A 23,308-nucleotide genomic window follows, 5' to 3' on the forward strand; every position below is an offset into this window, starting at 1 on the left:
ATATAGACAGCACGCGGGGCGGCTGGGAGGGGCCGGGCCGGAGAACCGGATACGGGTGTTAAAAAGGGCCCCCTGCTATGCAGAAAGCGATAACAGGGGGCCCTTCCTTACCGGTCTGCGCTAGGGCAGGGCGGCCACGAAGTCGGCGATGGAGCGGCGCCGGCCGGTGTAGAACGGGATCTCCTCGCGGACGTGCCGGCGGGCCCGGGACCCGCGCAGGTCCCGCATCAGGTCCACGATCCGGTGCAGTTCGTCCGCCTCGAAGGCGAGCATCCACTCGTAGTCACCCAGGGCGAACGAGGCGACCGTGTTGGCGCGGACGTCCGGGTAGCCCCGGGCCATCCGGCCGTGCTCGGCGAGCAGTTCCCGGCGCTCCGCGTCGGGCAGCAGGTACCACTCGTAGGAGCGGACGAACGGGTAGACGCAAAGGTAGGCGCGGGCCTCCTCACCGCCCAGGAACGCCGGGATGTGGCTCTTGTTGAACTCGGCCGGCCGGTGCAGTGCCAGCTGCGACCAGACCGGGGCGAGATGCCGGCCGAGGACGGTCCGCCGCAGCCGGCCGTACGCGTCCTGGAGGGCGTCGCTGGTCGAGGAATGCCACCAGACCATCAGGTCCGCGTCGGCGCGCAGACCGGAGACATCGTAGGTGCCCCGGACGGTGACGTCCGTGCCGGCCAGCTCGGTGAAGAGCGACTCCACCTCGTTGGAGATGCTGTCGCGCAGGGCGGGCAGCGGGTTGGTCACCCGGAACACCGACCACATGGTGTAACGGATGGTCTCGTTCAGCTCGCGGATCCGGGCGGCGTTCGTCTGGTCCGGTGCCGCGTTGCTCTGTTCCGTCATGATCCCGATCCTCCCAGGGCCTTGATGATCTCCTCGGCACCCGTCTCGCCGGAGCGGACGCAGACCGGGATGCCGACCCCGTCGTACCCGGCGCCGGCCAGCGCCAGGGTCGGATGCGCGGCCCGCAGTGCGACCCGCGCGGCGGCCACCCGGTCCAGATGGCCGGGGGTGTATTGGGGCAGCGCGCCGCCCCAGCGCTGTACGTGCCCGGCGAGCGGGGTGGGCAGCGGGCTGCCGAGCACCGCCGACAGTTCCCGGTGCACGAGGTCGAGCAACTCGTCGTCCGCGCGGTGCAGCAGGGTCTCCTCGCCGTACCGGCCGACCGAGGCGCGCACCAGGGCGACCCCGTCCGGCCGGCGCAGGTGCCCCCACTTGGTGGTGAAGAAGGTGGCCGCCTTGATCAGGGTGCCCTCGGTGGCCGGCACCAGGAAGCCGGAGAGCTGCGGCAGCTCCGGTTCGGGCAGGGCCAGGGTGACCAGGGCGACGCTGGCGTAGTCCAGCCCGCCGACCGTCGCCGCCACCTCCGGGGCGAAGCCGTCGAGCAGCCGGGCCGCCGGACGGGCCGGCACGGTCAGCAGCACCGCGTCGGCCTCGACGGTCTCGGCGGCCGGGGTGGGGCCGACCACCAGCCGCCAACCGGTCGCGGTGGGCGTCAGCTCGCGGACCGCCGCGTTGCGCCGGATCACCGCCCGGCTGGCTGCCGCAGCCGCCTCGACCAGGCGGCTCATCCCGCCGTCGACGGCGCCGAAAACCGGCGCGCCCGGGGCGCGTGGGGCGGCGGCCTGCGCGGCCCGGACCGCCCCGGTCAGGGTGTGCTCGACCCGGGCCGCACGGGCCAGCGCCGGCATCGTGGTGGCCAGGGAGAGGTGATCGGCCCGGCCGGCGTACACCCCGCCGAGCATCGGGTCCACCAGCCGGTCGGTGACCTGGTCACCGAGGCGGGACCGGACCAGCGCGCCGACCGGCACGTCGGCATCCGGTCCGAGCAGCGGCCGGCCCTCGTCGGGGTCCGGGTGCTCGGGCAGCCGGGCCACCGCCGCCAGGGTCGACAGATCCCCGGGTACGCCCACCAGCGTGCCGCCCGGGATCGGCACCAGCCGCCCGTCGACCAGCAACGCGGCCTGCCTGACGGTGGGGTGCACGATCGCCCCGGCCAGGTCGAGCCGGCGGGCCAGGGCCACGGCGGCGGAGTCCCCGCCGGTCGGATCCCGCATCAGGAACGACTCGGCGCCGAACTCCACCGCCGAACCGGCCAGCTCACCGGTGCGCAGCTTGCCACCGAGGGCGCCGGACTGCTCGTACACGGTGATCTCGGTGCCGGCCGGCGCGTGGTCGCGCAACCGGACCGCGGCGGCCAGCCCGGTGATCCCGCCGCCGATCACCGCCACCCGCCACGGTCGTCGCATGGTCCGCTCCTAGCCTTCCCTGCTGTCCTGCTGGTTCTGCCGACGGCTCCCGTCGCCGTTCGGTCGCGCAGACACCTCGTGCACCAGCGCGACCACCCGGGTCAGTACGTCCGGGTCGGTCTCCGGGAGGACACCGTGCCCCAGGTTGAAGATGTGCCCCGGGGCGGCCCGCCCCTCGGCGAGCACCCGCCGCACCTCGGCCTCGACGACCTCCCAGGGGGCGAAGAGCACGCACGGGTCCAGGTTTCCCTGCACCGCCCGGCCCGGTCCGACCCTGCCCACGGCGACGTCCAGCGGGGTACGCCAGTCGACCCCGACCACGTCCGCGCCGGCCTCGCCCATCGCGCCGAGCAGTTCGGCGGTGCCCACCCCGAAGTGGATCCGGGGTACCCCGGCGTCGGCGAGGCCACGCAGCACGACGGTCGAGTGCGGCAGCACGTACCGGCGGTAGTCGGCCTCGGAGAGCGCCCCGGCCCACGAGTCGAAGAGCTGCACGGCGGAGACCCCGGCGTCGATCTGCACCCGCAGGAAGGCGAGGGTGATCTCGGCCAGCCGGCCGCAGAGCGCGTGCCACAGCTCGGGCGCGCCGTACATCATCGCCTTGGTCTTCGCGTGGGTCCGCGACGGGCCACCCTCGACCAGGTAGCTGGCCAGGGTGAACGGCGCACCGGCGAAGCCGATCAGCGGGGTGCCGCCCAGCTCGGCGACGAGCAGCCGGACCGCCTCGTCGACATAGGACACGTCGTCGCGGCTGATCGGGCGGATCCGCTCGACGTCGGCGCGTTCCCGGACCGGCTCGGCCACCACCGGCCCGGTGCCCGGGACGATGTCCAGGTCGACCCCGGCGGCGGCGACCGGCACCACGATGTCGCTGAACAGGATCGCGGCGTCCACCCCGTGCCGGCGGACCGGCTGGAGGGTGATCTCGGTGACCAGGTCGGGCCGGCGGCAGGACTCCAGCATCGGCACCCCGGCCCGGATCTCCCGGTACTCCGGCAGCGAACGCCCCGCCTGGCGCATGAACCAGACCGGCGTGTGTGGCACCGACTCACGCCGGCAGGCCCGGACGAAGGGGGAATCAACGGTGGTGGTCATCGCCCGCCATGGTGCCACGGTGATCGCGACGGCCGACGACCACCGCCACAGAATGTGACCCGCAGCAAGGAAGGGATGCAAGGAAGGGCCCCCGGTTAACGCTTTCGGTAGAGGAAGGGCCCCTTGTTAACAGGTCCGGTTGTTAACGGCTCTGGTCGGCGTACCGGCGCGCCGCCGAGCTACCGGACGATGCGGCGGCTTAGGCTGCGCACATGTCCCCCCCGATCGCGATTCCCGAGACCTTCGCCCGGGCGGTGGCGGGGCTGCGGTCGGCCACCCCTCGGACGGAGATCAGCCTGGAGGAGGTGGGGGCACCCCGCCGGCTCGCCCCGTACGCCTTCGCGCTGAGCGCGAGCGTGCTCCGCGACGAGGAGGAGGTCGCCACCGGGCGACTCATCCTGCTGCACGATCCGGCCGGTCACGAGGCGTGGCAGGGCACCTTCCGGCTGGTCACCTACGTGACCGCCGACCTGGAGGTGGATCTCGCGGCGGACCCGCTGCTGCCCAGCGTGGGCTGGACCTGGCTGACCGATGCGCTGGACGCGCAGGACGCGGGTCACCGGGCGATCGGCGGGACCATCACCCAGACCATGTCGACCCGGTTCGGTGATCTGGCCGGCCCACCGGCCGCCGGTGACATCGAGATCAGGGCGTCCTGGACCCCGTTGAGTGACGACCTGCGCCCGCATCTGCTCGCCTGGTACGCGCTGCTCGCCTCGACCGCCGGTCTGCCCCCACCCGGGGTGACCGCCCTGCCGGCCCGCCGGCCGGCCACCACAGGCTGACCCCGGCTACCTGTCCGCCGGACAGAAAAAGTCGATCATGGAGTTGTGGTGGGTGACGAACGCCTCGTAACGGGGCCGTCCGGGCACCACAACTCCATGATCGACGAGGAGCTGCCGGTCAGAGGTACTTCTCGGCCTCGTCGCAGACCTTGTCCAGGTCCTTGATCGCGGCGTTGTACGCCGTCCGGTTGTTCGCCGCCGCCGCGCTGAGCGCGCTGGTCAGCTTGTCCAGGCACTTGGCGATGACCTGCTTCTGCCGTGCCTGCTCGTCCCGGTCGTTCTTGGTACCGGTCAGGTCCTGCTGGGTGGCCTCCAGCTTGTCCTTGGCCGACTGGAGATCGGTCTTGAGCTTCTCGATCTCCTTGGTGTTCGCGCCGATCGTCGTGTCGCGCTCCTTGACCTGGGCGGTGAGCTGCCGCTCGGTCCGCTCCAGCTCGCTGTTCTTCGACAGGTACAGCCCGGTCATCACGCCACCGAGCACGAAGAGCAGGCCGGCGACGATGGCCAGGATCAGCACGGTACGACCCTTGCCCGCACCACCGGCCGCCGGTGCACCGTAGGGAGCGGCGGGCGGACCGGACATCGACTCACCGAACGGCGGCCCGGACATCGAGGCACCCGGGTACCCGGGCTGCGCCGGGGCGGGCGACCCGGACACCGGCCCGCCGGGTGGGGCGGACTGCGGCGCGCCGTACATCGGCTGGGTCGGCGGGGACGACTGCGGGGTGCCATACGCCGGCGGGGACGACTGCGGCGCCCCGTAGTTCGGCGGGGTGGACTGCGGTGCGCCGTAGATCGGCTGGGTGGGGGGTGTCTGGGGGGACCCGTAGGTGCCCGGGGTGCCGGGCTGGCCACCGCCGGGCTGGCCCGGGTACCCGGGGGCGCCGCCCTGCGGGTACGACGGTGAGCCGTCGGGGCCGGTGGGAGGGTAGGACATGCGGTGTTCCTCCATCGACGTGGCCCTGCGGAACCTCTCCGACAGGGTCGCGGTGCGGCGTCGGCCGCGGTCAACAACTGGAAAGCTGAGGTCGGACAAGAACGGGGAAGCTGAGGCTGGTCACGGACCGGCCGGTGGGCCGGTCAGCAGATCCGGAAACTGTCGCAGGCGGTCTTGATCGGTACGGCGAGACCGATCCCCTCGGCGTCCCGGGCCTTCGCGGTGGCGATCCCGACCACCTGCTTGCTGCCGTTGATCACCGGTCCGCCGGAGTTGCCGGGGTTGATCGGTGCATCGAACTGGATGACGGTGCCGGAACCGTCGTCGGACTTGCGGAACGCACTCACCACACCGGAGGAGACGCTGTCCTCCAGCCCGAGCGGTGCGCCGACGACCACGATCTGCTGGCCGGACTTGACCGCCTCCGGCGCCGCGACCAGGCCGGTGAACTTGCCGTCGGTCTGCAGGTGGGCGATGTCGTTCTCCTTGTCGACCTTGATGATGGTCGCGGGGAAGCGCTGGTCGGTGCGCTCCAGGAAGACCTGGCGTTCGCCGGATTCCCAGACCGCGTCGACGACGTGGAAGTTGGTGAACAGGTTCGTGCCACCGTCGGTGGACGGCTTGCCGATCGCGAACGCGGTACCGGTCGACTGGCCGGCCCGGACCCGGAACACGCTGGGCAGCACGGCGCCGGCGATCGCCTCCGGGTTGAAGACGTTGCCGGCCTGCTTCTCCAGGGCGTCGGTACGGCCCTGGAGACCGTCGAGGCGACCGCGATCGGCAGCCTGCGCCTCGGCGAGCGCCCGGTCGGTCGCGCCGAGCCGGTCCGAGAGCCGGTTGATCTGGAACGCCTGCACCCCGGTGACCAGGGCCAGCACAACGGCGAGCACGAATGCGACGACGGCCAGCCGGCTGCGGCCGGCCGCCGGGCGGACCAGGACCGGTGGCGCACCGGGGACGGCCGGCGGCCCGTACGACGGTGGTGCGCCGGTGGGTGGCATCCCGGCCGGCTGGCCGCCCGGGGTGACCGGCGGCGCGGACGGTACGGGCATCGGCGGCGCGGACGGTACGGGTGCCGGAGCAGCGGCGGGTGCGGCGGCGCCGGGCCAGGCGGGCGGTGCGGGCACCGCACCCGCAGGGCGTCCGTAGGTCCCGGCCGGCGCGGTCGGCGCGTACGGTGGTTCGAAGCGCGGCGGCATCGGACCCGGCCGGTCGGCACCGCTGGCGGGTTGGCCGGGCGGCTGCTGACCCGATGGCTGGTACGGCTGGTGCGGTTGGCCGGTGTACGGCTCGTGCCCGGCAGTCATGAGCGGACGCCCTCCCCTAGACGTTCGTTACACAGTTGCAGCACCGGTCAACCCCGGCGGCAACGGCAGGTGGACGGTACCCGCACCCCCGGGCTTTGTCTCCCCCGATGTCCGGCTCTGTGTGGTACCGCCCGCCTGATCCGTCATCCTCCGACCGGACGACGGTGTCACGCGGAGCGCCGACTCGCCGTACCGGCTTCACATGCCGGGTCCCGGCGCACACTAGGGTTGTCAGGTGACCGACGAACCACCCCTGCGCCGTCGGGCCGCGCAAAGTCGAGCGGGGGACGAGCCGCACCGCCTGCCGACGCCCGCGCCGGAGCCGGAGACCGTGGGGCCCGACCCAACGCCCGGCGGGCCCGTACCGCTCACCGCCCCCCGCGACGGCACGCCCACCCCGGTGTCCACCACCGAAGAGTTGGCCGAGGTCGTCGCCCGTTTCGCCGCCGGCACCGGTCCGGTGGCACTGGACGCCGAACGCGCCTCCGGCTACCGGTACAGCCAGCGGGCGTACCTGGTGCAGCTCCGCCGGGCCGGTGCGGGCACCGCGCTGGTCGACCCGCTGCCGCTGGACGATTTGAGCACCCTCGACGCGGCGATCGCCGACGTCGAGTGGGTGCTGCACGCGGCCAGTCAGGACCTGCCCTGCCTGGCCGAGGTGGGGCTGCGGCCCCGCCGGCTCTTCGATACGGAACTGGCCGCCCGGCTGGCCGGATTCGAGCGGGTCGGTCTGGCCGCGTTGACCGAGCAGCTACTCGGCTTCACCCTGGAGAAGCACCATTCGGCGGCCGACTGGTCCACCCGTCCGTTACCCGAGTCGTGGCTGACGTACGCCGCGCTGGACGTCGAGATGCTCACCGACCTGCGCGACGCCCTGGCCACCGAACTGGACCGGCAGGGCAAGCGCGAGTGGGCCGAGGAGGAGTTCGCCGCGCTGGTGCTCTGGGGCACGCGACCGCCCAAGGTACGGGCCGAGCCGTGGCGTCGCACCTCCGGCATCCACCGGGTACGCGGCGCCCGGGCCCAGGCCCGGGTCCGGGCGATGTGGTACGCCCGGGACGCCATCGCCGCCCGGCGGGACTCCGCCCCGGGTCGGGTACTCCCCGACGCCTCGATCATCGCTGCCGCCGAGCTGGACCCGCGCGACGAGCGGACCCTGCTCACCCTGCCGGGCTTCGGTGGCCGGTCGGTGCGCCGCCTGGCCCGTACCTGGTTGGAGGCGCTGGACAGCGCCCGGCTGCTGCCGGACGACGAGCTGCCGGTGGCGCCGACGATCGAGGGGCCGCCCCCGCCGCACCGCTGGGCGGAGCGGGACCCGGTCGCGGCGGCCCGGCTGGCCCGGTGCCGGGAGGTGGTCACCCGGATCGCGGCGGAGCACCAGCTGCCGCCGGAGAACCTGATCGCGCCGGATTCGGTACGCCGGCTCGCCTGGGTACCGCCGGACGAGATCACCCCGGAGACCATCACCGGGGTGCTGCGCGGGTACGGGGCGCGTAACTGGCAACTCGGCCTGCTCGTCACCGAGCTGGCCGCCGCCCTGCCGGAACCGGCACCCACCCGCTGACCGCCCCAACCCCTCCAACCACCCAGAAGTTGATCATGAAGTTGTTGTCACGACACGCCGACGGCAGTGACAACAACTTCATGATCAACGAGGGCGACCGGGGAGCCGGGCGGGGACGGGCCGGGGCCAGCCCGGGGCGGGCCGGGGAGCCGGGCGGATGTGGGATGCGCCACATGAGCCATGCTGACGCCAATAGTTACCGGCGAGTAGCATCCGAGGGACCACGCCCGTGCCGGCAAGGAGGCTCAAGTGCCCCGTGAAGTTCGGGATGTCGTCTTCGTAGACGGCGTCCGCACCCCGTTCGGCAAGGCGGGTGGCATGTACGCCAACACCCGCGCCGACGACCTGGTGATCCGCTGCATCCGCGAACTGCTGCGCCGCAACCCGCAGCTCCCGCCGGAGCGGGTCGAGGAGGTCGCGATCGCCGCCACCACCCAGATCGGTGACCAGGGCCTCACCATCGGCCGGACCGCCGCCCTGCTCTCCGGACTGCCCAAGACCGTGCCCGGCTTCGCCATCGACCGGATGTGCGCCGGCGCGATGACCGCGGTCACCACGGTGGCCGGGGGCATCGCCATGGGGGCGTACGACGTGGCCATCGCCGGCGGGGTCGAGCACATGGGCCGACACCCGATGGGTGAGGGCGTCGACCCGAACCCGCGCATCCTGGCCGAGAAGCTGGTCGACCCGTCCGCCCTGGTGATGGGTTCCACCGCGGAGAACCTGCACGACCGGGTACCGCACATCACCAAGGAGCGTACCGACGCGTTCGCGCTCGCCTCCCAGCAGAAGACCGCCAAGGCGTACGCCAACGGCAAGCTCCAGCCCGACCTGGTACCGGTGGCAATCCGCGACCCGGAGACCGGCTGGGGCCTGGCCACCGTGGACGAGGCGCCCCGGGACACCTCGCTGGAGAAGCTGGCCACCCTGAAGACCCCGTTCCGCCCGCACGGCAAGGTCACCGCCGGCAACGCGGCCGGCCTCAACGACGGTGCCACGGCCAGCCTGATCGCCGCCGAGTCGACCGCCCGCGAGCTGGGCCTGCCGGTCGCCATGCGGCTGGTGTCGTACGGCTTCGTCGGCGTCGAGCCGGAGGTGATGGGGGTCGGCCCGATCCCGTCCACCGAGAAGGCCCTGCGCCTGGCCGGGCTGACCATCGACGACATCGGCCTGTTCGAGCTGAACGAGGCGTTCGCCGTGCAGGTGCTCGCCTTCCTCGATTACTTCGGGATCGCCGACGACGACCCCCGGGTCAACCAGTGGGGTGGCGCCATCGCCATCGGTCACCCGCTCGCCTCCTCCGGCGTACGGCTGATGACCCAGCTCGCCCGGCAGTTCGCCGAGCACCCCGAGGTCCGCTACGGCCTCACCGCCATGTGCATCGGCATCGGCATGGGCGGCACGGTCATCTGGGAGAACCCGAACTGGGAGGGTACGGCCAAGTGAGCACGAGGAGTGAGCCGGGTTTGCGAGCCCCGCAGTGCGATCGGAAGGTGACCAAGTGAGCACCACCCCGCAGAACCCGAACGAGGTGGTCACCCGGGCGCTGCTGCGCCTGGTGGACGTACCCGGGCTGGCCAAGCCGGCCGCACTGATCACACTCGACAACGGCTTCGACCACACCAAGCCGAACACCTTCGGCCCGGCCGGTCTGGCCAGCCTGGACGAGGCGCTCACCGGGGCGTTCGCCGCCGATCCGGCGTTCGTGGCGGTCACCGGTAAGCCGTACATCTTCTGCGTGGGCGCGGACATCACCGGCCTGCCGCTGCTGCCGGACCGGGACGCCGCGCTCGCGGTCGGCCGGCTCGGCCACCGGGTCTTCGCCCGGCTGAAGGACAGCACCGTCCCCACCTTCGCGTTCGTCAACGGCGCGGCGATGGGCGGTGGCCTGGAACTGGCCCTGCACTGCCACTACCGGACGCTGTCCGGGGGCGCGGCGGCGCTGGCCCTGCCCGAGGTGTCGCTCGGCCTGATCCCCGGCTGGGGTGGTACCCAACTGCTGCCGAACCTGATCGGTATCCCGGCGGCGACCCAGGTGATCATCCAGAACCCGCTGATGCAGAACAAGATGCTCAAGCCGAAGCAGGCCGCCGGGATGGGCATCGCGGACGTGCTGCTGGAGCCGGCGGACTTCCTCGAGCGGTCCCTGGAGTGGGCGGCCGGCGTGGTGCGGGGCGAGGTCACCGTCACCCGCCCCGAGGTCGACCGGCACATGTGGGCGGGCGTGCTCTACTTCGCCCGGCAGACCCTCGACCAGCGGCTGCACGGTGCGGTGCCGGCCGCGTACCAGGCCCTCGACCTGCTGGACACCGCGAAGGACGCGGACTTCGCCACCGGCACCGCCGCCGAGGACGAGGCCCTGGCCGACCTGGTGTTCAGCGAGGAACTGCGCAGCGGGCTGTACGCGTTCGACCTGGTGCAGCGGCGCGCCAAGCGCCCGGCCGGCGCGCCGGACAAGGGGCTGGCCCGCCCGGTCACCAAGGTGGGCATCGTCGGCGCCGGCCTGATGGCCAGCCAGCTCGCGCTGCTCTTCGCCCGGCGCCTCCAGGTGCCGGTGGTGATGACCGACCTGGACCAGGCCCGGGTCGACAAGGGCGTGGCGTACGTGCACACCGAAATCGAGAAGGCGCTCAGCAAGGGCCGGATGGACTCCGGTACGGCCGCCAAGCTGTACGGCCTGGTCAGCGGCTCGGTCGACAAGAGCGTGTTCGCGGACGCCGATTTCGTCATCGAGGCGGTCTTCGAGGACCTGAACGTCAAGAAGCAGGTCTGGGCCGAGCTGGAGAAGATCGTCTCCCCGGAGGCGCTGCTGGCCACCAACACCTCGTCGCTGTCGGTCACCGCGATGGCGGCGGAGCTGGAGCACCCGGAGCGGGTGGTCGGTTTCCACTTCTTCAACCCGGTGGCCGTGCTGCCGCTGCTGGAGATCGTCCGGGGCGAACGGACCGACGACGCCAGCCTGGCCACCGCGTTCGCGGTCGGCAAGCAGCTACGCAAGTCCTGCGTGCTCGTCTCGGACGCCCCGGCGTTCGTGGTGAACCGGCTGCTCACCCGCTTCCTCGGCGAGATCTTCGCGGCGGTGGACGCGGGTACCCCGCTGGAGGTGGCGAACAGCGCGCTGGACCCGCTGGGCCTGCCGATGCGCCCGTTGGCCCTGCTCCAGCTGGTCGGTCCGGCGGTCGCCTACCACGTGGGCGGTACGCTGCACGCCGCCTTCCCGGACCGGTTCGCCGTCAGCGAGAACCTGAAGCGGATCGCCGACGCCGGCCAGCCGATCGTCGTCGACGACGAGATCAACCCCGAGGTGGCGAAGCTGCTGGTCGTCGGGGACCAGCCGTTGACCGCCGAGCAGGTACGCCAGAAGGCGCTCGACGCCCTGGCGCAGGAGATCCGGCTGATGCTGGACGAGGGCGTGGTGGCCGAGGCGCAGGACATCGACCTGTGCATGATCCTCGGCGCCGGCTGGCCGTTCCACCTGGGCGGCGTCACGCCGTACCTGGACCGGACCGGCACCAGCGAACGGGTCGCCGGCAAGCGGTTCCTGCCCCCGGGTGCCGCAAGCCTGTAGGTGTAAGGAAGGGCCCCTTCTTATCGCTTTATGCATAGGAAGGGGCCCTTCTTAACGCCTGTGCCAGGTCAGCCGGCGCGCTCCGCTGCGCTGCGCAGGACACAGAACTCGTTGCCCTCCGGATCGGCGAGCACCACCCAACCGCTGCCGTCCGGCCGGCGCTGATCCGCCACCTGGGTGGCGCCGAGGGCGAGCACCCGCTGCACCTCCTCGTCCCGGGTACAGTCGGTCGGTTCGAGGTCGAGGTGGAGGCGGTTCTTCACCGACTTGCCCTCCGGCACCTGGATGAAGAGCACATCGGTGCCGGCTCCGTCGGGTGCGAGCAGGATGACCTCCGGGTCACCCGGGAAGTCGTCGTCGCCGAGCCGCCGGTCGAGCACCGTGGACCACCACCGGCCCAGCGTGTACGGGTCGGCGCAGTCGACAGTGATGGTTCTGATGTACGAGGTCACGGTCTTACTCCCAGAGGGATAACGGCGCCCGTGGGAACCGGTGTCAGCGTGGACCGGAACGGGGCGCGCGACTGTTCGGAATGGACATCACCGCACCTCCCTCCGGTCGTCGGGCTGACCGGGCGATTCTCGCTGCGGTGAACGGGACGGGCAAGCGGATTGCGCCGCCGGATCCGGCGGCACACTGACCGGGGCGAACAGCCGCCTACCGACGACGGACCGTAGCCGGAACCCTCGGCGAATCCTGTCGGTGGCACCCCACACTCTCCCTTTGCTCTGCTTCAGCGTAGGAAACAGCAACCGTCAGTAGCGACAGTTCCGCACCATCTCCAACCTCCGGCAGCATTCCTGCTGCTCAGGATGGTGTAGCCGGCGCTGAAGCAGAGCAAAGCGTCGGAAGGGGCCTAATGGGGGCGGCGCCGCTCATGACGTACCGTAATGTCGCCACCCAAGTGACCAAGAGTGACCGGCATGCCTGGGTCGGCCAGGTGGCCGGGCCGGCGGACCGGTGACCGCCGGGACCGCCGGGACGGCTGGGGATCGCCGGTGACCGCCGGGACCGCTCAGTCTGCGGTCGGGTCGACGGCGGGCGGAGCAGGCGTGGGAGTGGCGACGGGGACGCTGGCCGAGGCGGCAACCACCGGGGTGGTACCGGCAGCCGGCAGGGTAACCGTGACCTCCAGTCCACCACCGGGCTGGGCGACCACCCGGACGCTGCCACCGTGCGCGTCACAGACCGCCCGCACGATGGAGAGCCCCAACCCGGACCCGCGCGCCCCGGTACGCTCCCGGCCACCGCGACGGAACGGTTCGAAGAGCCCCGGTACGTCCGCCTGGTCGACCTCGAAGCCGGTGTTCCCCACCACCAGCCAGGACTCGATCCCGTCCGAGCCGGTGCGGATCCAGAGCCGACCGTGCAGATGGTTGTAGCGGACCGCGTTCTCCACCAGGTTGCCGGCCAGCCGGTCCAGGAGCCCGGGATCACCGACCACCAGTGCACGGCGTAACGCGGTGTCCACGGTGAGGCCGATCCGGTCCACCTCACGGCGCATCGAGGCCAGCGCGTTACGGGCCCCGTCGGCCAGGTCGGTCTCCACCTTACGGCCGAGCCGCCGCCCCGACTGCGCCTCGCTGCGGGCCAGCACCAGCAGCGCGTCCACCAGCCCGTTGGCCCGCTCCGAGGCGTCCCGGACCACGGTCGCCATCCGCCGGAACTCGTCGACGTCCGCCTCGTCGTCGGTGAGCGTCACGTCGATCTCGGTACGCATCACCGCCAGCGGCGTACGCAGCTCGTGCGAGGCGTTGGCGACGAACCGCTTCTGCGACTCGAACGCCTCGGCGATCCGGTCGAGCATGGCGTCGAAGGTCTCCGCCAGCTCGGCCACCTCGTCGTCCGCACCGGAGTAGCCGATCCGCTGGTCGAGGGTGGCCTCGCCGAGCCGGCGGGCGGTCGAGGTGACCTGGTGCAGCGGGCGCAGTGCCCGGCCGGCCACGACGTACGCACCGGCCACCCCGACCACGCTGATGGCCAGCAGCGCCCCGAGCCCCTTGACCAGCAGCTCCTGCAAGGCGGCGGAGACGAGCTGCTGCTGCCACTGCCCCGCGTCGACGGTGCTGCCGTTGGCGAGTACCACGGTGGTGCCGGGCTGCAACTCGTCGGTGGGGCGCAACGCGTCCCGGACCAGCAGCCAGGCCAGCACCACCAGGATGGCCCCGGCACCGACCAGGAGTACCCCGTTGAGCAGGGTCAGCCGCAGGCGCAGGGTGGGCCGGAGCCGGGGCGCGGGCAGGCGGAGACCGGACGGCAGGCGGAACCGGGGGCGGGGCCGGGGACGGGTACGGAGCCGGCGGGTCAGGTAGACGGTCATCGCTCGTACGCCTCGGGCATCCGGTAACCGGCGCCGACCACGGTCTCGATCAGCGGTGGGTCACCGAGCTTCTTGCGCAGGGTCATCATGGTGACCCGGACGATGGTGGTGAACGGGTCGGTGTTGGCGTCCCAGACCCGCTCCAGCAGCTCCTCGCTGGAGACCACGGCACCCCGGGCCTTGAGCAGTTCGGCCAGTACCCCGAACTCCTTGTTGGTCAGGTCGAGCGGGACGTCGGCCCGGGTGACCACCCGCTTTGCCGGGTCGAGCACCAGATCGGCGACCGCGAGCACCGGTGGCGCGGCCGGGGTGGCCCGCCGGCCGAGCGCCTGCACCCGGGCCACCAGTTCCTGGAAGGCGAACGGTTTGGGCAGGTAGTCGTCGGCGCCGAGTTGCAGCCCCTCGACCCGGTCGGCGACCGTGCCGCTCGCGGTGAGCATCAGCACCCGGGTCAGGGTGCCGGACGAGACCAGCTCGGCGCAGATCTGGTCGCCGTGCATGCCGGGCAGGTCGCGGTCGAGGATCACCACGTCGTACCGGGTGACGAAGGCCATCTCATGACCTGCCGAGCCGTCGTAGGCGACGTCCACCGCCATGCCCTGCCGGCGCAGCCCACGCGCGATCGCGTCGGCCAGCGGCCGTTCGTCCTCGACCACCAGTACCCGCACCCCGGTCTCCCTCCCGCACCCGTCGACGACAACCTAGTCCGACCCGGCAAACCGCAGGTAGGCCCGCGCGCCGGAGCGGGCGTTGCAAAAAATCTTCGGGTACGCCATGCTTCGCGGCATCCTCCTACAATCCGCCCGGGAGTGCCATGTCCCGCCCCGCGCCCGCCCTGCCCGGTCGGGACCTCGCCTACCGCGGATTCCGTACGCTCCCGGACTTCACCACCGGCACCGGCACCGGGCTGCGGGCTGGCGCCGCCGGGCTGGTGCTCGCCCAGCCGGCCGGGTGGCGGGACCACACCGACCCGCACACCGGCCGGTCCGGCAGGTACGACTGCGCAAGCTGGACCTCACCGCCGGTCCTCACCGGGTTCCCGGTCCGTGAGGTGATCCCGTCCTGGACCGCCGACACGCCGGAGGGCTGCTGGCTGGAGGTGGAGTTGCGCGGCCACGACGGCACCGCCCCGGTCACCGGCTGGTACGTCCTCGGCCGCTGGGCCGGCGACGACGACACCATCCGCCCCACCTCGGTACCCGGGCAGCACGACGACGACGGGCAGGTACAGACGGACGTGCTGGTCCTGGCCGGGTCCCGGAACGTGCCGGCCTGGCAGATCCGGGTGACGCTGCTGCGTCCGGCCGGCTCGACCGCCACCCCGGTGCTGCGCTCGGTCGGCGCGGTCGCCTGCGGCCAACAACCCGGCGGGACGGGCGGGACCACCGGCACCCCGACCAGGGTGGCGGGCAGCGCACCGACCGGGGTGGCGAACGGCACGGTCCTCGACGTACCCCGGTTCTCCCAGCGGGTGCACGCCGGACACCATCCGCAGTGGGGCGGCGGTGGGGACTCCTGGTGCAGCCCCACCTCGGTGTCGATGGTGCTCGCCTTCCACGGTGCCGGGCCGGCACCCGACGAGTACGCCTGGGTCGACCCGGCGGACCCGCGCCCGGCCGTCGACCACGCCGCCCGGCACTGCTTCGACCACGCCTACGGCGGGGCGGGAAACTGGCCGTTCAACACCGCCTACGCCGGCCGGTACGGGATGGACGCGTTCGTGACCCGGCTGCGCAGCCTGGCCGAGGCGGAACTGTTCATCGCCGCCGGCCTGCCGTTGGTGCTGTCGGTGGCGTACGCGGTCGGCGACGTGCCCGGCCTGGACTACGACACCCGTGGACATCTGCTGGTGCTGGTCGGCTTCACGGTCGACGGGGACCCGGTGCTCAACGACCCGTACGCACCGGACGACACCTCGGTCCGCCGGACCGTGGACCGGGCCCGGTTCGAGCATGCCTGGCAGGTACGGGCCAGCGGCGGGGTGACCTACGTGATCCGGCCGCCCGGCGTGCCGCTGCCACCCGCGCCGGCCCGGCCCAACTGGTGACCCGGCACCCACGGGGCGGCTGAGCGGCCCGCAGGTGCCTCAGCGGCCCACCGGCCAGACCCCGACGGAGCCGTCCATCCGCCGGCAGACCAGGACACCGGATCCGGTGTGGCATTCCCCGGAGATGCTCTGGACCGCGCCGAGCACCCGGGCCCGGGACTCGGTCGGATCCAGCTCGGCGATGAGCATCCGGCGGGAGACCGGGTCGATCCGGATCCCGATCACCGGCTCGCCGGCCTCGTATACCCCGACCCAGGCCAGCAGGGGGAGCCGCCAGCGGCCGAGGTCGCCCACGACCCGGCTGGTACCCGGGTCGACCACCCAGACCGGGTCGACCGAGGTGGACAACTCGTGGGCGGAGGTCACCAGCAGATGGTCACCGACGGCCAGGATGAACTGCCACCGCTGGTCTGCCGCCAGGACGCGACCGGTGGCCGGATCCAGGATCTGCATGCCGCCGAGGTGGAAGGTGCACGCGTACCGGCCGCAGGGCAACGGGTGGAACTCGCTCTGCCGTTCGTCGAGCTGCATCGACCAGCGCCGGTCCAGACCGGGGTACCCGTAGGCGGTGACCGTACCGCCGGTGTCCGTGGCGACCAGCAGGTCGTGGACTCCGACGATGGTCCGGTACGCCAGTAACGGACCCGCAGCGGGCAGCTCCGCCGTTCCGGTCCGCTCACCGGAGTCGGCCCGGTAGGTGGTGAGTTTCCCGGACAGGTCGACGGCGAGCAGCGACTCGGCACGATCCTGTCGGGGCCGCATCGTCACGGTGACCCCCGCCGGCAGGGGGAGCGACCAGCGCACCCGACCGGTCTGCGGGTCGACCGCACGCAGCGTCTCGGTACCGGTGGTGCCGTCGGACTCCCAGAACAGTGGCAGGCCACCGGCGGTGAACCCGTGCGACCCGCCGGGGAACTGCCAGCGGGCAACGCCGTCGGCGGCCCCCACGGCGACGCTCCACGACCTGGCCTCCGGCCCGTGGCCGCCACCACCGAAGAGCACCAGCAGATCACCGACCCGCTCCACCCCCTGGATTTCGCCCGACGTCGGGAAGGGCGAGGCCTGCCGCCACACCTCGCGGGCCTGCGGCAGCCGGTACGCGATGACCTGCGGGGGCGGGTTGTCCGAGTTTCCGGTGAGGTCCGGTGGGTCCGCGACCAGCAGCAGGTCACCGGCGATGTGCACCCGGGCGCCGAGCCGGGCCGGCACGACGGCCTCCGCCAGTGGCTGCGGGGGCACGGCGGCGGAGAGGGCGAGCAGCGTGAGGACGAGCACCCCGGCGGCCCGGAGCAGGCGGATGTCCCGGCGTACCGGACGCGGCCCCGGATCGGGGACCGATTCGCCGCGCAGTTCTCCCAGATCGATCAGCGACACGACCGGCCCTTTCGTACCGAGGTCACGAATTGTGACCAGACCGCTGCGGCAAAACCGTCGAATGCGTCACGGGCCGGCAAACCGTCACCGGTACGCCTGTAGCATGTCGCGTCGTGGCTGTGCCGGTGGTGGATCAATCCCTGACGCTAGAGACCGACGCCGAGCGGGAGAGCCGACGCGCTCCCGCCGGACGCCGACCACGACGTTGGCCCCGGCCGGCGCGGGCCGATCTGCTCGCCATCGGAGCGTACGTCCTCATTGGTGTCCTCGTGTGCGCGAACTACTGGGCGGACATCTCGCACCGGGTCTCGTCGCACCTGCCGACCGACCACAGCTGGTTCGAGTGGCTCTTCTCGCACGGCGCGTACTCGCTGCGACACCTGGAGAACCCGCTCTTCTCCGCCCGCCAGAACGCCCCGGACGGGGTGAACATGATGGCGAACACCTCGCTGCTCGGGGTCACCCTGCCGCTGGCGCCGCTGACCATGCTGCTCGGTCCGCAGGTGGTCTACAGCCTCTACCTGGGCGGCGCGCTGGCCGCGACCGCCGCCACCTCGTACTGGATGCTCTCCCGCCATCTGGTGCGCTCCCGGGGCGCGGCGTTCGCCGGTGGTGCCTTCCTCGGCTTCGCGCCGGGAATCATCCACCACGCCAACGGCCAGCCGAACTTCGTCTCCAACTTCCTGCTGCCGCTGATCGTGGTCCGGGTGCTCCGGCTCGGCGAACCGGGCCGCTGGCTGCGCAACGGCGTCGTGCTCGGCCTGCTGGTGGCGTACCAGATCTTCATCAACGAGGAGATGCTGCTGCTCACCGCGCTCGCCTGCCTGGTGATCGTGGTGGCGTACGCGGTGCAACGCCGTCGGGCGGCGCTGGCCCAACTGTCCACCTTCGCCCGTGCCCTCGGCGTGGGCGGCGGGCTGGCCCTGCTGCTCACCGGCTACCCGATCTGGTTCCAGTTCAACGGGCCGCAGTCCTACCGGGGCCTGCAGGGCGGGGTGTTCCACAGTTGGGGCGAGGACGTGGCCGCCTTCGTCACGTTCCCCCGGGACAGCATCGCCGGGGTGGAGGCGGTGGAGCGGACCATCGGGATGACCGAACAGAACACCTGGTTCGGCTGGCCGCTGGTCGGGCTGGCCGTGCTGGCCATCGTGCTGCTCTGGCGGTCGTCGCTGGTGGCCCGGATCGCCGCCGTGCTCTGCCTGGTCTTCACGGTGGCCTCGCTCGGCCCCCGGATCCGGTACAACGGCGAGGAGACCGAGGTCTACGGCCCGTGGCACTACATCCGGGACGACCTGCCGCTGGTGGAGATGATGATGCCGACCCGGTTGACCCTGGTGGTGGCCGGTGCGGTCGGGGTACTGGTCGCGCTGGCCTGGGACGAGGTGGCGCGCAGCCGCAGTGCCGGTACGGAGACCGGGCCGGCCCGGCGGGCCCGGGTCATCGGGTACGCCGCGGTGGCGCTCGCGCTGCTGCCGCTCTTCCCCCGTTCGCTGCCCGCCCAGTACGTCGAGACGCCCCCGGAGTTCATCACCTCGGGTGCCTGGCGGCCCTACGTGCCCGAGGGGCGGACCCTGGTCCCGGTCCCGGTGCCGAGCAACGTGCACGGCCTGTCCACGCTGCGCTGGAGCGCGCTGACCCAGCACGAGTTCCCGGTGCCCGGCGGGTACTTCATCGGCCCCGGGCCGGCGGGTGAGGGGGTGTTCGGCGCGCCGAACCGGCCGACCAGCACCCTGATTTACTCGGCGATGGACACCGACGTGGTCCCGACGCTGACCGAGGAGAACCGCCGTCAGGTGGTCGAGGACCTGCGGTACTGGCGGGCCTCGGTGGTGGTGCTCGGTGCCCACCCGCGTGAGCGGGTGCTGCGGGACCTGATGACCGCGCTGCTCGGTTCGCCGCAGCGGGTGCGCGACGCGTGGGTGTGGGACGTGCGTCCGCTGGTCGGCTGACCCTCGCGGTAACCCGGGTCAGCCGACCGACCCCCCGTCGTCAGCCGACCCGTCGTCAGGCAACCCCGGTCGTCAGCCGACCCCGTCGCCAGGCAACCCGGTCGTCAGCCGACCCCGTCGTCCGGCAACCCGGTCTCAGCCGACCCGGTCGCGGACGTCCCAGACCCAGGCCCCGGAGATCATCCGACCCGGGCCGAGCAGCTGGTCGAGGGTGTCCTTGACCGGGTAGCCGTGGCGCAGGTGGCCCAGCACCACCACGGCCGCCCGCCAGTACCGCAGGTCCGCCAGCGCCTGTGCGCGGTCCGCGTCGGTGATCGGCGGCACCTGCCCGCTCTGTGCCACCCGGGCGAGCAGCGCACCGGTGGGCCGGTTCGGGGTACCCCACCGGGCACGCGGGTTCTTCGGCCCCCGGGGGCCGATGAAGTAACCGCCGACCACGGTGAACTCCACCCCGGTCCGGGCGGACCAGAACATCCCGGTCAGCCCTTCGCCGCCGCTGGTCGGTGGCACCGGTACCAGCGTGCGGCCGGGCGGGACGTAGTCGCGCCACTCGCCGCTGGCGATGAACTCCGGCACCGGCAGCGCCGGCTCGGTCCGGATCGGGGTGGGGGCCAGCGGCAGCAGTACCGCCACCACCGCCCCGGTCCAGAGCAGCCGGACCGGTAGCCGGGCGGGTTCGGCGCCCTTCGGCCACCGCCGGTACACCTCGTCGAGGGAGAGGGCGAGCAGGATCGCGATCACCGGTATGCAGACCAGCGGGAAGCGGGCCGGTACCGCGAGATCGAGCAGCGGCAGATCGGCCACCAGCCGGTACGGGCCGGGCAGCCCGGTCTCAACGCCGTCGAAGCGTACCCGGATCCCGAGCCCGAGCAGCGCGAAGACCAGCCCGGTGCCGGCCAGTGCCCGGACCAGCGGCCGGCGCCACAGCCAGATCACCACGACCGCGACGAGTACCAGCAGCGCCAGGCCGAAGAAGGAGTTCTCCTCGGTCGGGTTCGGGGACAACCGGGCGGCCTCCCGGGCGGAGCCGCCAATTGACTCACCGGAGTAGGTGAGGAAGGAGAGCACGTCCATCGGGTAGGCGTGCGGGTTGAACGGCAGTTCCCGGTAGTGCCGGGGGCCGAGGAACTGGAGCCAGAGCGGGTACGCCAGCAGCACCAGTGCGGTCGCCGCGCCGATGCCGAGCCGCCGCAGGAAGGCCGGCGCCAGCCGGCGGGCGGTCGCCCGGTTGGTGAGGGCGTACACCACGGTGAAGAGCCCGGCCGCCATTACCGCGAAGAAGAGCGCCTCCTCACCGAGGAAGACCTGGTAGGTGACGAGGAGCCCGAGCAGGACCCCCCGGCGCAGCACCCGGTCGGTGCGCACGTCGAACACCACCGCGAGGATGACCGGGATCAGGAACAGCGACACCATGTGCAGGTGGGCGGCGCCCTGCGAGATCATGCCGGGGGCGAAGCCGCAGAACAGACCGCCGATCGCGGCGGCCACCCGGGAGTCGACGAGCCGTCGGCGCAGCAGGACGTACCAGGCGGTGGCGGTACCGGCGAAGCAGCCGACCACGGCCACCAGGAAGGCGACCTGCGACCCGAACAGCAGGGTCACCGGGGTGAGCGGGATGCCCAGGCCGAGGACCGAGGTGTTGGCCATCAGGTTCACCCCGTCGGGGTAGCCCACCTGGGTGCTGTACAGCGGGTGGTCCAGGTTGACCACGGCCCGCGCGGTCCGGGCCAGCATCCACTCGAACAGGGGCTGGTCGCTCGTCTGGTGAAAGAGGCGGTCCGAGCGCCCCCACTGTCCGCTGGTGACGAAGAGGGCCAGCGCCAGGTAGCCGGCGACGACCAGGGCGTCGGGGGCCCAACGGGGCAGGCGTCGGGCGGACCCGCGCGGGCCAGCCGGTCCGGTGGCGGCGGCCGGGGCCGGCGTGCTGCCGGTGGAAGGCGGCGTGGCGCCGTCGGCCGGGACCGGCGTGCTGCCGGTGGAAGGCGGCGTGGCGCCGTCGGCCGGGACCGGCGCGCTGCCGGTCAGCTCGTCGTCCCCTGGTCGGTCAGCGACCGTACGTCCCACATCCATACGTCCTGCTCCCGTCGTGCCGGACCGGCGATCTGCTCAACCGTCCGGCGAAGTGGTCCGGCATGGTGCTGATCCACTGGCAGGACCAGGATCGCCGCCCGCCAGTGTCGCAGCTCGTCCAGGGCCCGGCGGCGCCGACGGTCGTCCAGGTTTTCGGTCCTTCCGGTGGTGGCGATCTCCTCCAGCAGGGCGCCGATGCCGCTGGGACGGCCACCGAACCGGCCGGCGTCGCCGGTGTTGCCGCTGCGGGGGGCGAGGAAGTAGCCGCCCGGGATCTTGAAGTTCAGGTTCTCCGCAGCCGCCCAGCGCATTCCGTGCGTGGCGCCCATGCTGGGTACCGGTACCGGCACCAGGGTCTGGTCGTCGGCGACGTACCGGCGCCACTGCCCGGAGGTGATGAAATCCGGCACGGACGGCCGGGAGACCACCTGCAACGGCATCGGCACGATCGGCAGCAGGGCGACCACCAGGGCGGCCACCACGACGGTACGAACCGTCCGCGGGTCCGGGGCCGGCAGCGCCAGCGCCCGGTCCACGGCCAGTGCGAGGAGCAGACCGACCACCACGGTGGTGATCAGACCGAACCGGGTGGGTACCACCGCGTCCAGCAGTGGCAGCCGGACCAGCCACTCCCAGGGGCCGGCGAACAGTTCCCGGTCCCACCAGGAAACCCGCTCACCGAGGGAGAGCACCGCGAAGAGGGCGGCGGTGCAGGCGAGGGCGCGTACCACCACCTCGCGGCGCAGCCAGGCCACGATCCCGACGGCGATCAGCGCCAGACTCCAGCCGAAGAAGGCGTTCTCCTCGGAGTAGTTGGGGGCCAGGTCGAGGTTCGCCCCCTGGTCACCGCCGATGGTGGGCGACCCGGGCGCGAAGAAGGCGGCGATGTCGTTGCCGTAACCCTGCACCGTGTCGCTGAGCCCGTGGTACGCCATCGGTCCGGCGAACTGCACGTAGAGCGGGTACGCCAGCAGTGCCCCGGCGCCCACCGTGCAGACCGCCAGGCCGGTGCCGAGCGGGCGCCAGGTCGCCGACCACAGCTCCCGACGCTGGACGAGCACGGCGGCCAGGAAGACCCCGCAGGCCAGGGCGGTGAAGAGCAGGATCTCCTCGTTGATGAACGCCTGGTACGTGACCAGCAGGGCGAGCACCACACCGTCGCGAACCGGCCGGCGGCCCCGGGTCAGCAGCAGGACCCGCCACACGATGAACGGCAGCAGGAACTGGGAGATGATGTTGGGATGCCAGCTGGCGTGCGAGAGCATCGCGGGCGAGAACCCGCAGAACCAGCCGCCGACCACCGCCGCCGGGTGCCGCACCAGGTGCCGGGAGAGAACGTGGTACCAGGCCGAGGCGGTGCCGGCGAGGGCGAGCGTGACCAGCAGGACAAAGGTCACCGCCGGCCCGAAGAGCAGGGTGACCGGGACCATCGGGATACCGAGGCCCAGAATGGCCGTGTTGGCCATCAGGTTCACCCCGTCGGGGTGGTTGAACTGGTCGGTGTAGAACGGGAACTCGCCGTGCAGCACCACCCGGACCGAGTGGGCGAGGAAGAACTGCACCTGGGCGGGGTCGCTGCTGTAGAGGGAGGCGACCCGGCCGGCGGGGTCCATCCAGAGTTGGCTGGTCACCCAGAGCGCGGCGAGCAGGAAGGCGCCGTACACCGTCAGGTCCCGCCGCCGGTTGGGCCAGCGTCGCCGGGCGCCGGTACCGGCCGTCGCCACGTCGGTGGCGGTGGCGGTGGCGGTGGCGGCCGGTTCGACCCGGTCGGCGGGTCCGCTCGCCGTCCGGGCGCGTTGACCGGCGCGGACGCCGTGCGTACCGGCCGGAATGGTCCCCTGGTCCGGGATCGTGTCGACACGGGGCTGGGCAGGCGTCACAGTCGGCGGAGTCTACCGGAGCACGGGAAATCCCCTAAATCCGTGCGTCTGTCCTTTGTGGCGGTCACCCGGGCGCACCGCGCCGGCGCGGGCGGGGCCGGGCCGGCTGGGCGGCCGGTCAGCCCGTCCACCCGGAGACCCGCCTCCGTGGCGACCAGCCCAC

The 23,308-nt window shown here is 72.3% G+C and carries 16 protein-coding genes and 1 pseudogene; 6 read left to right on the forward strand and 11 right to left on the reverse strand.

Annotated features, from left to right (window positions below):
* Positions 1 to 120 precede the first annotated feature (120 nt).
* The 3 genes from hemQ to hemE are packed head-to-tail and all read right to left on the reverse strand — an operon-like array spanning position 121 to position 3,344.
* Entirely contained in the window at positions 121 to 843 is a 723-nt protein-coding gene (gene hemQ / locus V6U90_RS08180) for a hydrogen peroxide-dependent heme synthase (RefSeq protein WP_334432812.1), read from the reverse strand.
* Entirely contained in the window at positions 840 to 2,249 is a 1,410-nt protein-coding gene (gene hemG / locus V6U90_RS08185; protein WP_334432815.1) for a protoporphyrinogen oxidase, read from the reverse strand. The genes hemQ and hemG overlap by 4 nt, the downstream gene beginning before the upstream one ends.
* Positions 2,250 to 2,258: 9 nt before the next feature.
* A complete protein-coding gene (gene hemE, locus V6U90_RS08190) occupies positions 2,259 to 3,344 on the reverse strand; it encodes a uroporphyrinogen decarboxylase (RefSeq protein ID WP_334432817.1) in 1,086 nt (361 codons plus the stop codon).
* Between the two features lie 212 nt (positions 3,345 to 3,556).
* Here hemE and V6U90_RS08195 point away from each other — a divergent pair, with 212 nt between their 5' ends.
* A complete protein-coding gene (locus V6U90_RS08195) occupies positions 3,557 to 4,129 on the forward strand; it encodes a DUF3000 domain-containing protein (RefSeq protein ID WP_334432819.1) in 573 nt (190 codons plus the stop codon).
* A gap of 118 nt (positions 4,130 to 4,247) precedes the next feature.
* Here the strand turns inward: V6U90_RS08195 and V6U90_RS08200 are convergent, their stop codons facing one another.
* Both V6U90_RS08200 and V6U90_RS08205 read right to left on the reverse strand, forming a co-directional pair.
* Entirely contained in the window at positions 4,248 to 5,066 is an 819-nt protein-coding gene (locus tag V6U90_RS08200) for a hypothetical protein (protein WP_334432821.1), read from the reverse strand.
* A gap of 143 nt (positions 5,067 to 5,209) precedes the next feature.
* Entirely contained in the window at positions 5,210 to 6,373 is a 1,164-nt protein-coding gene (locus V6U90_RS08205) for a trypsin-like peptidase domain-containing protein (RefSeq protein WP_442933549.1), read from the reverse strand.
* A 235-nt stretch (positions 6,374 to 6,608) separates the two neighbouring features.
* On the opposite strand from V6U90_RS08205, the gene V6U90_RS08210 reads away from it, so the two are divergent.
* The 3 genes from V6U90_RS08210 to V6U90_RS08220 all read left to right on the forward strand — a co-directional run bounded on the left by V6U90_RS08210 (position 6,609) and on the right by V6U90_RS08220 (position 11,505).
* Positions 6,609 to 7,937, forward strand: a complete 1,329-nt coding sequence (locus V6U90_RS08210) for a ribonuclease D (RefSeq protein WP_334432824.1) — start codon at positions 6,609 to 6,611, stop codon at positions 7,935 to 7,937.
* Between the two features lie 249 nt (positions 7,938 to 8,186).
* A complete protein-coding gene (locus V6U90_RS08215; protein WP_334432826.1) occupies positions 8,187 to 9,383 on the forward strand; it encodes a thiolase family protein in 1,197 nt (398 codons plus the stop codon).
* 55 nt (positions 9,384 to 9,438) lie between these two features.
* The gene (locus V6U90_RS08220; protein ID WP_334432828.1) at positions 9,439 to 11,505 is read left to right on the forward strand and encodes a 3-hydroxyacyl-CoA dehydrogenase NAD-binding domain-containing protein; all 2,067 of its coding nucleotides are present in this window, start codon (positions 9,439 to 9,441) and stop codon (positions 11,503 to 11,505) included.
* A 68-nt stretch (positions 11,506 to 11,573) separates the two neighbouring features.
* Here the strand turns inward: V6U90_RS08220 and V6U90_RS08225 are convergent, their stop codons facing one another.
* The 3 genes from V6U90_RS08225 to V6U90_RS08235 all read right to left on the reverse strand — a co-directional run bounded on the left by V6U90_RS08225 (position 11,574) and on the right by V6U90_RS08235 (position 14,493).
* On the reverse strand, positions 11,574 to 11,957 hold the full coding sequence (locus V6U90_RS08225; RefSeq protein WP_334432830.1) for a VOC family protein: 384 nt from the start codon (positions 11,955 to 11,957) through the stop codon (positions 11,574 to 11,576).
* Positions 11,958 to 12,520: 563 nt separating this feature from the next.
* Positions 12,521 to 13,747: a sensor histidine kinase gene (locus V6U90_RS08230; protein WP_334432875.1), complete on the reverse strand. Its 1,227-nt coding sequence runs from the start codon at positions 13,745 to 13,747 to the stop codon at positions 12,521 to 12,523.
* Between the two features lie 74 nt (positions 13,748 to 13,821).
* Entirely contained in the window at positions 13,822 to 14,493 is a 672-nt protein-coding gene (locus V6U90_RS08235) for a response regulator transcription factor (protein ID WP_334432832.1), read from the reverse strand.
* A gap of 146 nt (positions 14,494 to 14,639) precedes the next feature.
* Here V6U90_RS08235 and V6U90_RS08240 point away from each other — a divergent pair, with 146 nt between their 5' ends.
* Positions 14,640 to 15,872 (forward strand): C39 family peptidase, encoded by a 1,233-nt coding sequence (locus V6U90_RS08240; RefSeq protein WP_334432834.1) that lies wholly within the window; start codon positions 14,640 to 14,642, stop codon positions 15,870 to 15,872.
* A 39-nt stretch (positions 15,873 to 15,911) separates the two neighbouring features.
* Here the strand turns inward: V6U90_RS08240 and V6U90_RS08245 are convergent, their stop codons facing one another.
* Positions 15,912 to 17,246, reverse strand: coding sequence for an outer membrane protein assembly factor BamB family protein (locus tag V6U90_RS08245; protein ID WP_334432836.1), 1,335 nt, complete (start codon positions 17,244 to 17,246; stop codon positions 15,912 to 15,914).
* Positions 17,247 to 17,449: 203 nt separating this feature from the next.
* Between V6U90_RS08245 and V6U90_RS08250 the strand changes: the two are divergent.
* Positions 17,450 to 19,195 (forward strand): annotated as a pseudogene (locus V6U90_RS08250) (hypothetical protein); the annotation flags it as partial.
* A 135-nt stretch (positions 19,196 to 19,330) separates the two neighbouring features.
* Here the strand turns inward: V6U90_RS08250 and V6U90_RS08255 are convergent.
* Positions 19,331 to 21,265 (reverse strand): hypothetical protein, encoded by a 1,935-nt coding sequence (locus tag V6U90_RS08255; RefSeq protein WP_334432838.1) that lies wholly within the window; start codon positions 21,263 to 21,265, stop codon positions 19,331 to 19,333.
* Positions 21,217 to 22,989 (reverse strand): hypothetical protein, encoded by a 1,773-nt coding sequence (locus V6U90_RS08260; RefSeq protein WP_334432878.1) that lies wholly within the window; start codon positions 22,987 to 22,989, stop codon positions 21,217 to 21,219. The genes V6U90_RS08255 and V6U90_RS08260 overlap by 49 nt, the downstream gene beginning before the upstream one ends.
* Between the last annotated feature and the right edge of the window lie 319 nt (positions 22,990 to 23,308).

It is taken from the genome of Micromonospora sp. CPCC 206060, assembly GCF_036906895.1.
Taxonomy (GTDB): domain Bacteria; phylum Actinomycetota; class Actinomycetes; order Mycobacteriales; family Micromonosporaceae; genus Micromonospora.

Bases quoted from the DNA above. Each gene is read 5' to 3' on its own strand.
- hemQ (WP_334432812.1), bottom strand. From the start codon at position 843: ATGACGGAACAGAGCAACGCGGCACCGGACCAGACGAACGCCGCCCGG.
- hemG (WP_334432815.1), bottom strand. From the start codon at position 2,249: ATGCGACGACCGTGGCGGGTGGCGGTGATCGGCGGCGGGATCACCGGG.
- hemE (WP_334432817.1), bottom strand. From the start codon at position 3,344: ATGACCACCACCGTTGATTCCCCCTTCGTCCGGGCCTGCCGGCGTGAG.
- V6U90_RS08195 (WP_334432819.1), top strand. From the start codon at position 3,557: ATGTCCCCCCCGATCGCGATTCCCGAGACCTTCGCCCGGGCGGTGGCG.
- V6U90_RS08200 (WP_334432821.1), bottom strand. From the start codon at position 5,066: ATGTCCTACCCTCCCACCGGCCCCGACGGCTCACCGTCGTACCCGCAG.
- V6U90_RS08205 (WP_442933549.1), bottom strand. From the start codon at position 6,373: ATGACTGCCGGGCACGAGCCGTACACCGGCCAACCGCACCAGCCGTAC.
- V6U90_RS08240 (WP_334432834.1), top strand. From the start codon at position 14,640: ATGTCCCGCCCCGCGCCCGCCCTGCCCGGTCGGGACCTCGCCTACCGC.
- V6U90_RS08255 (WP_334432838.1), bottom strand. From the start codon at position 21,265: ATGGATGTGGGACGTACGGTCGCTGACCGACCAGGGGACGACGAGCTG.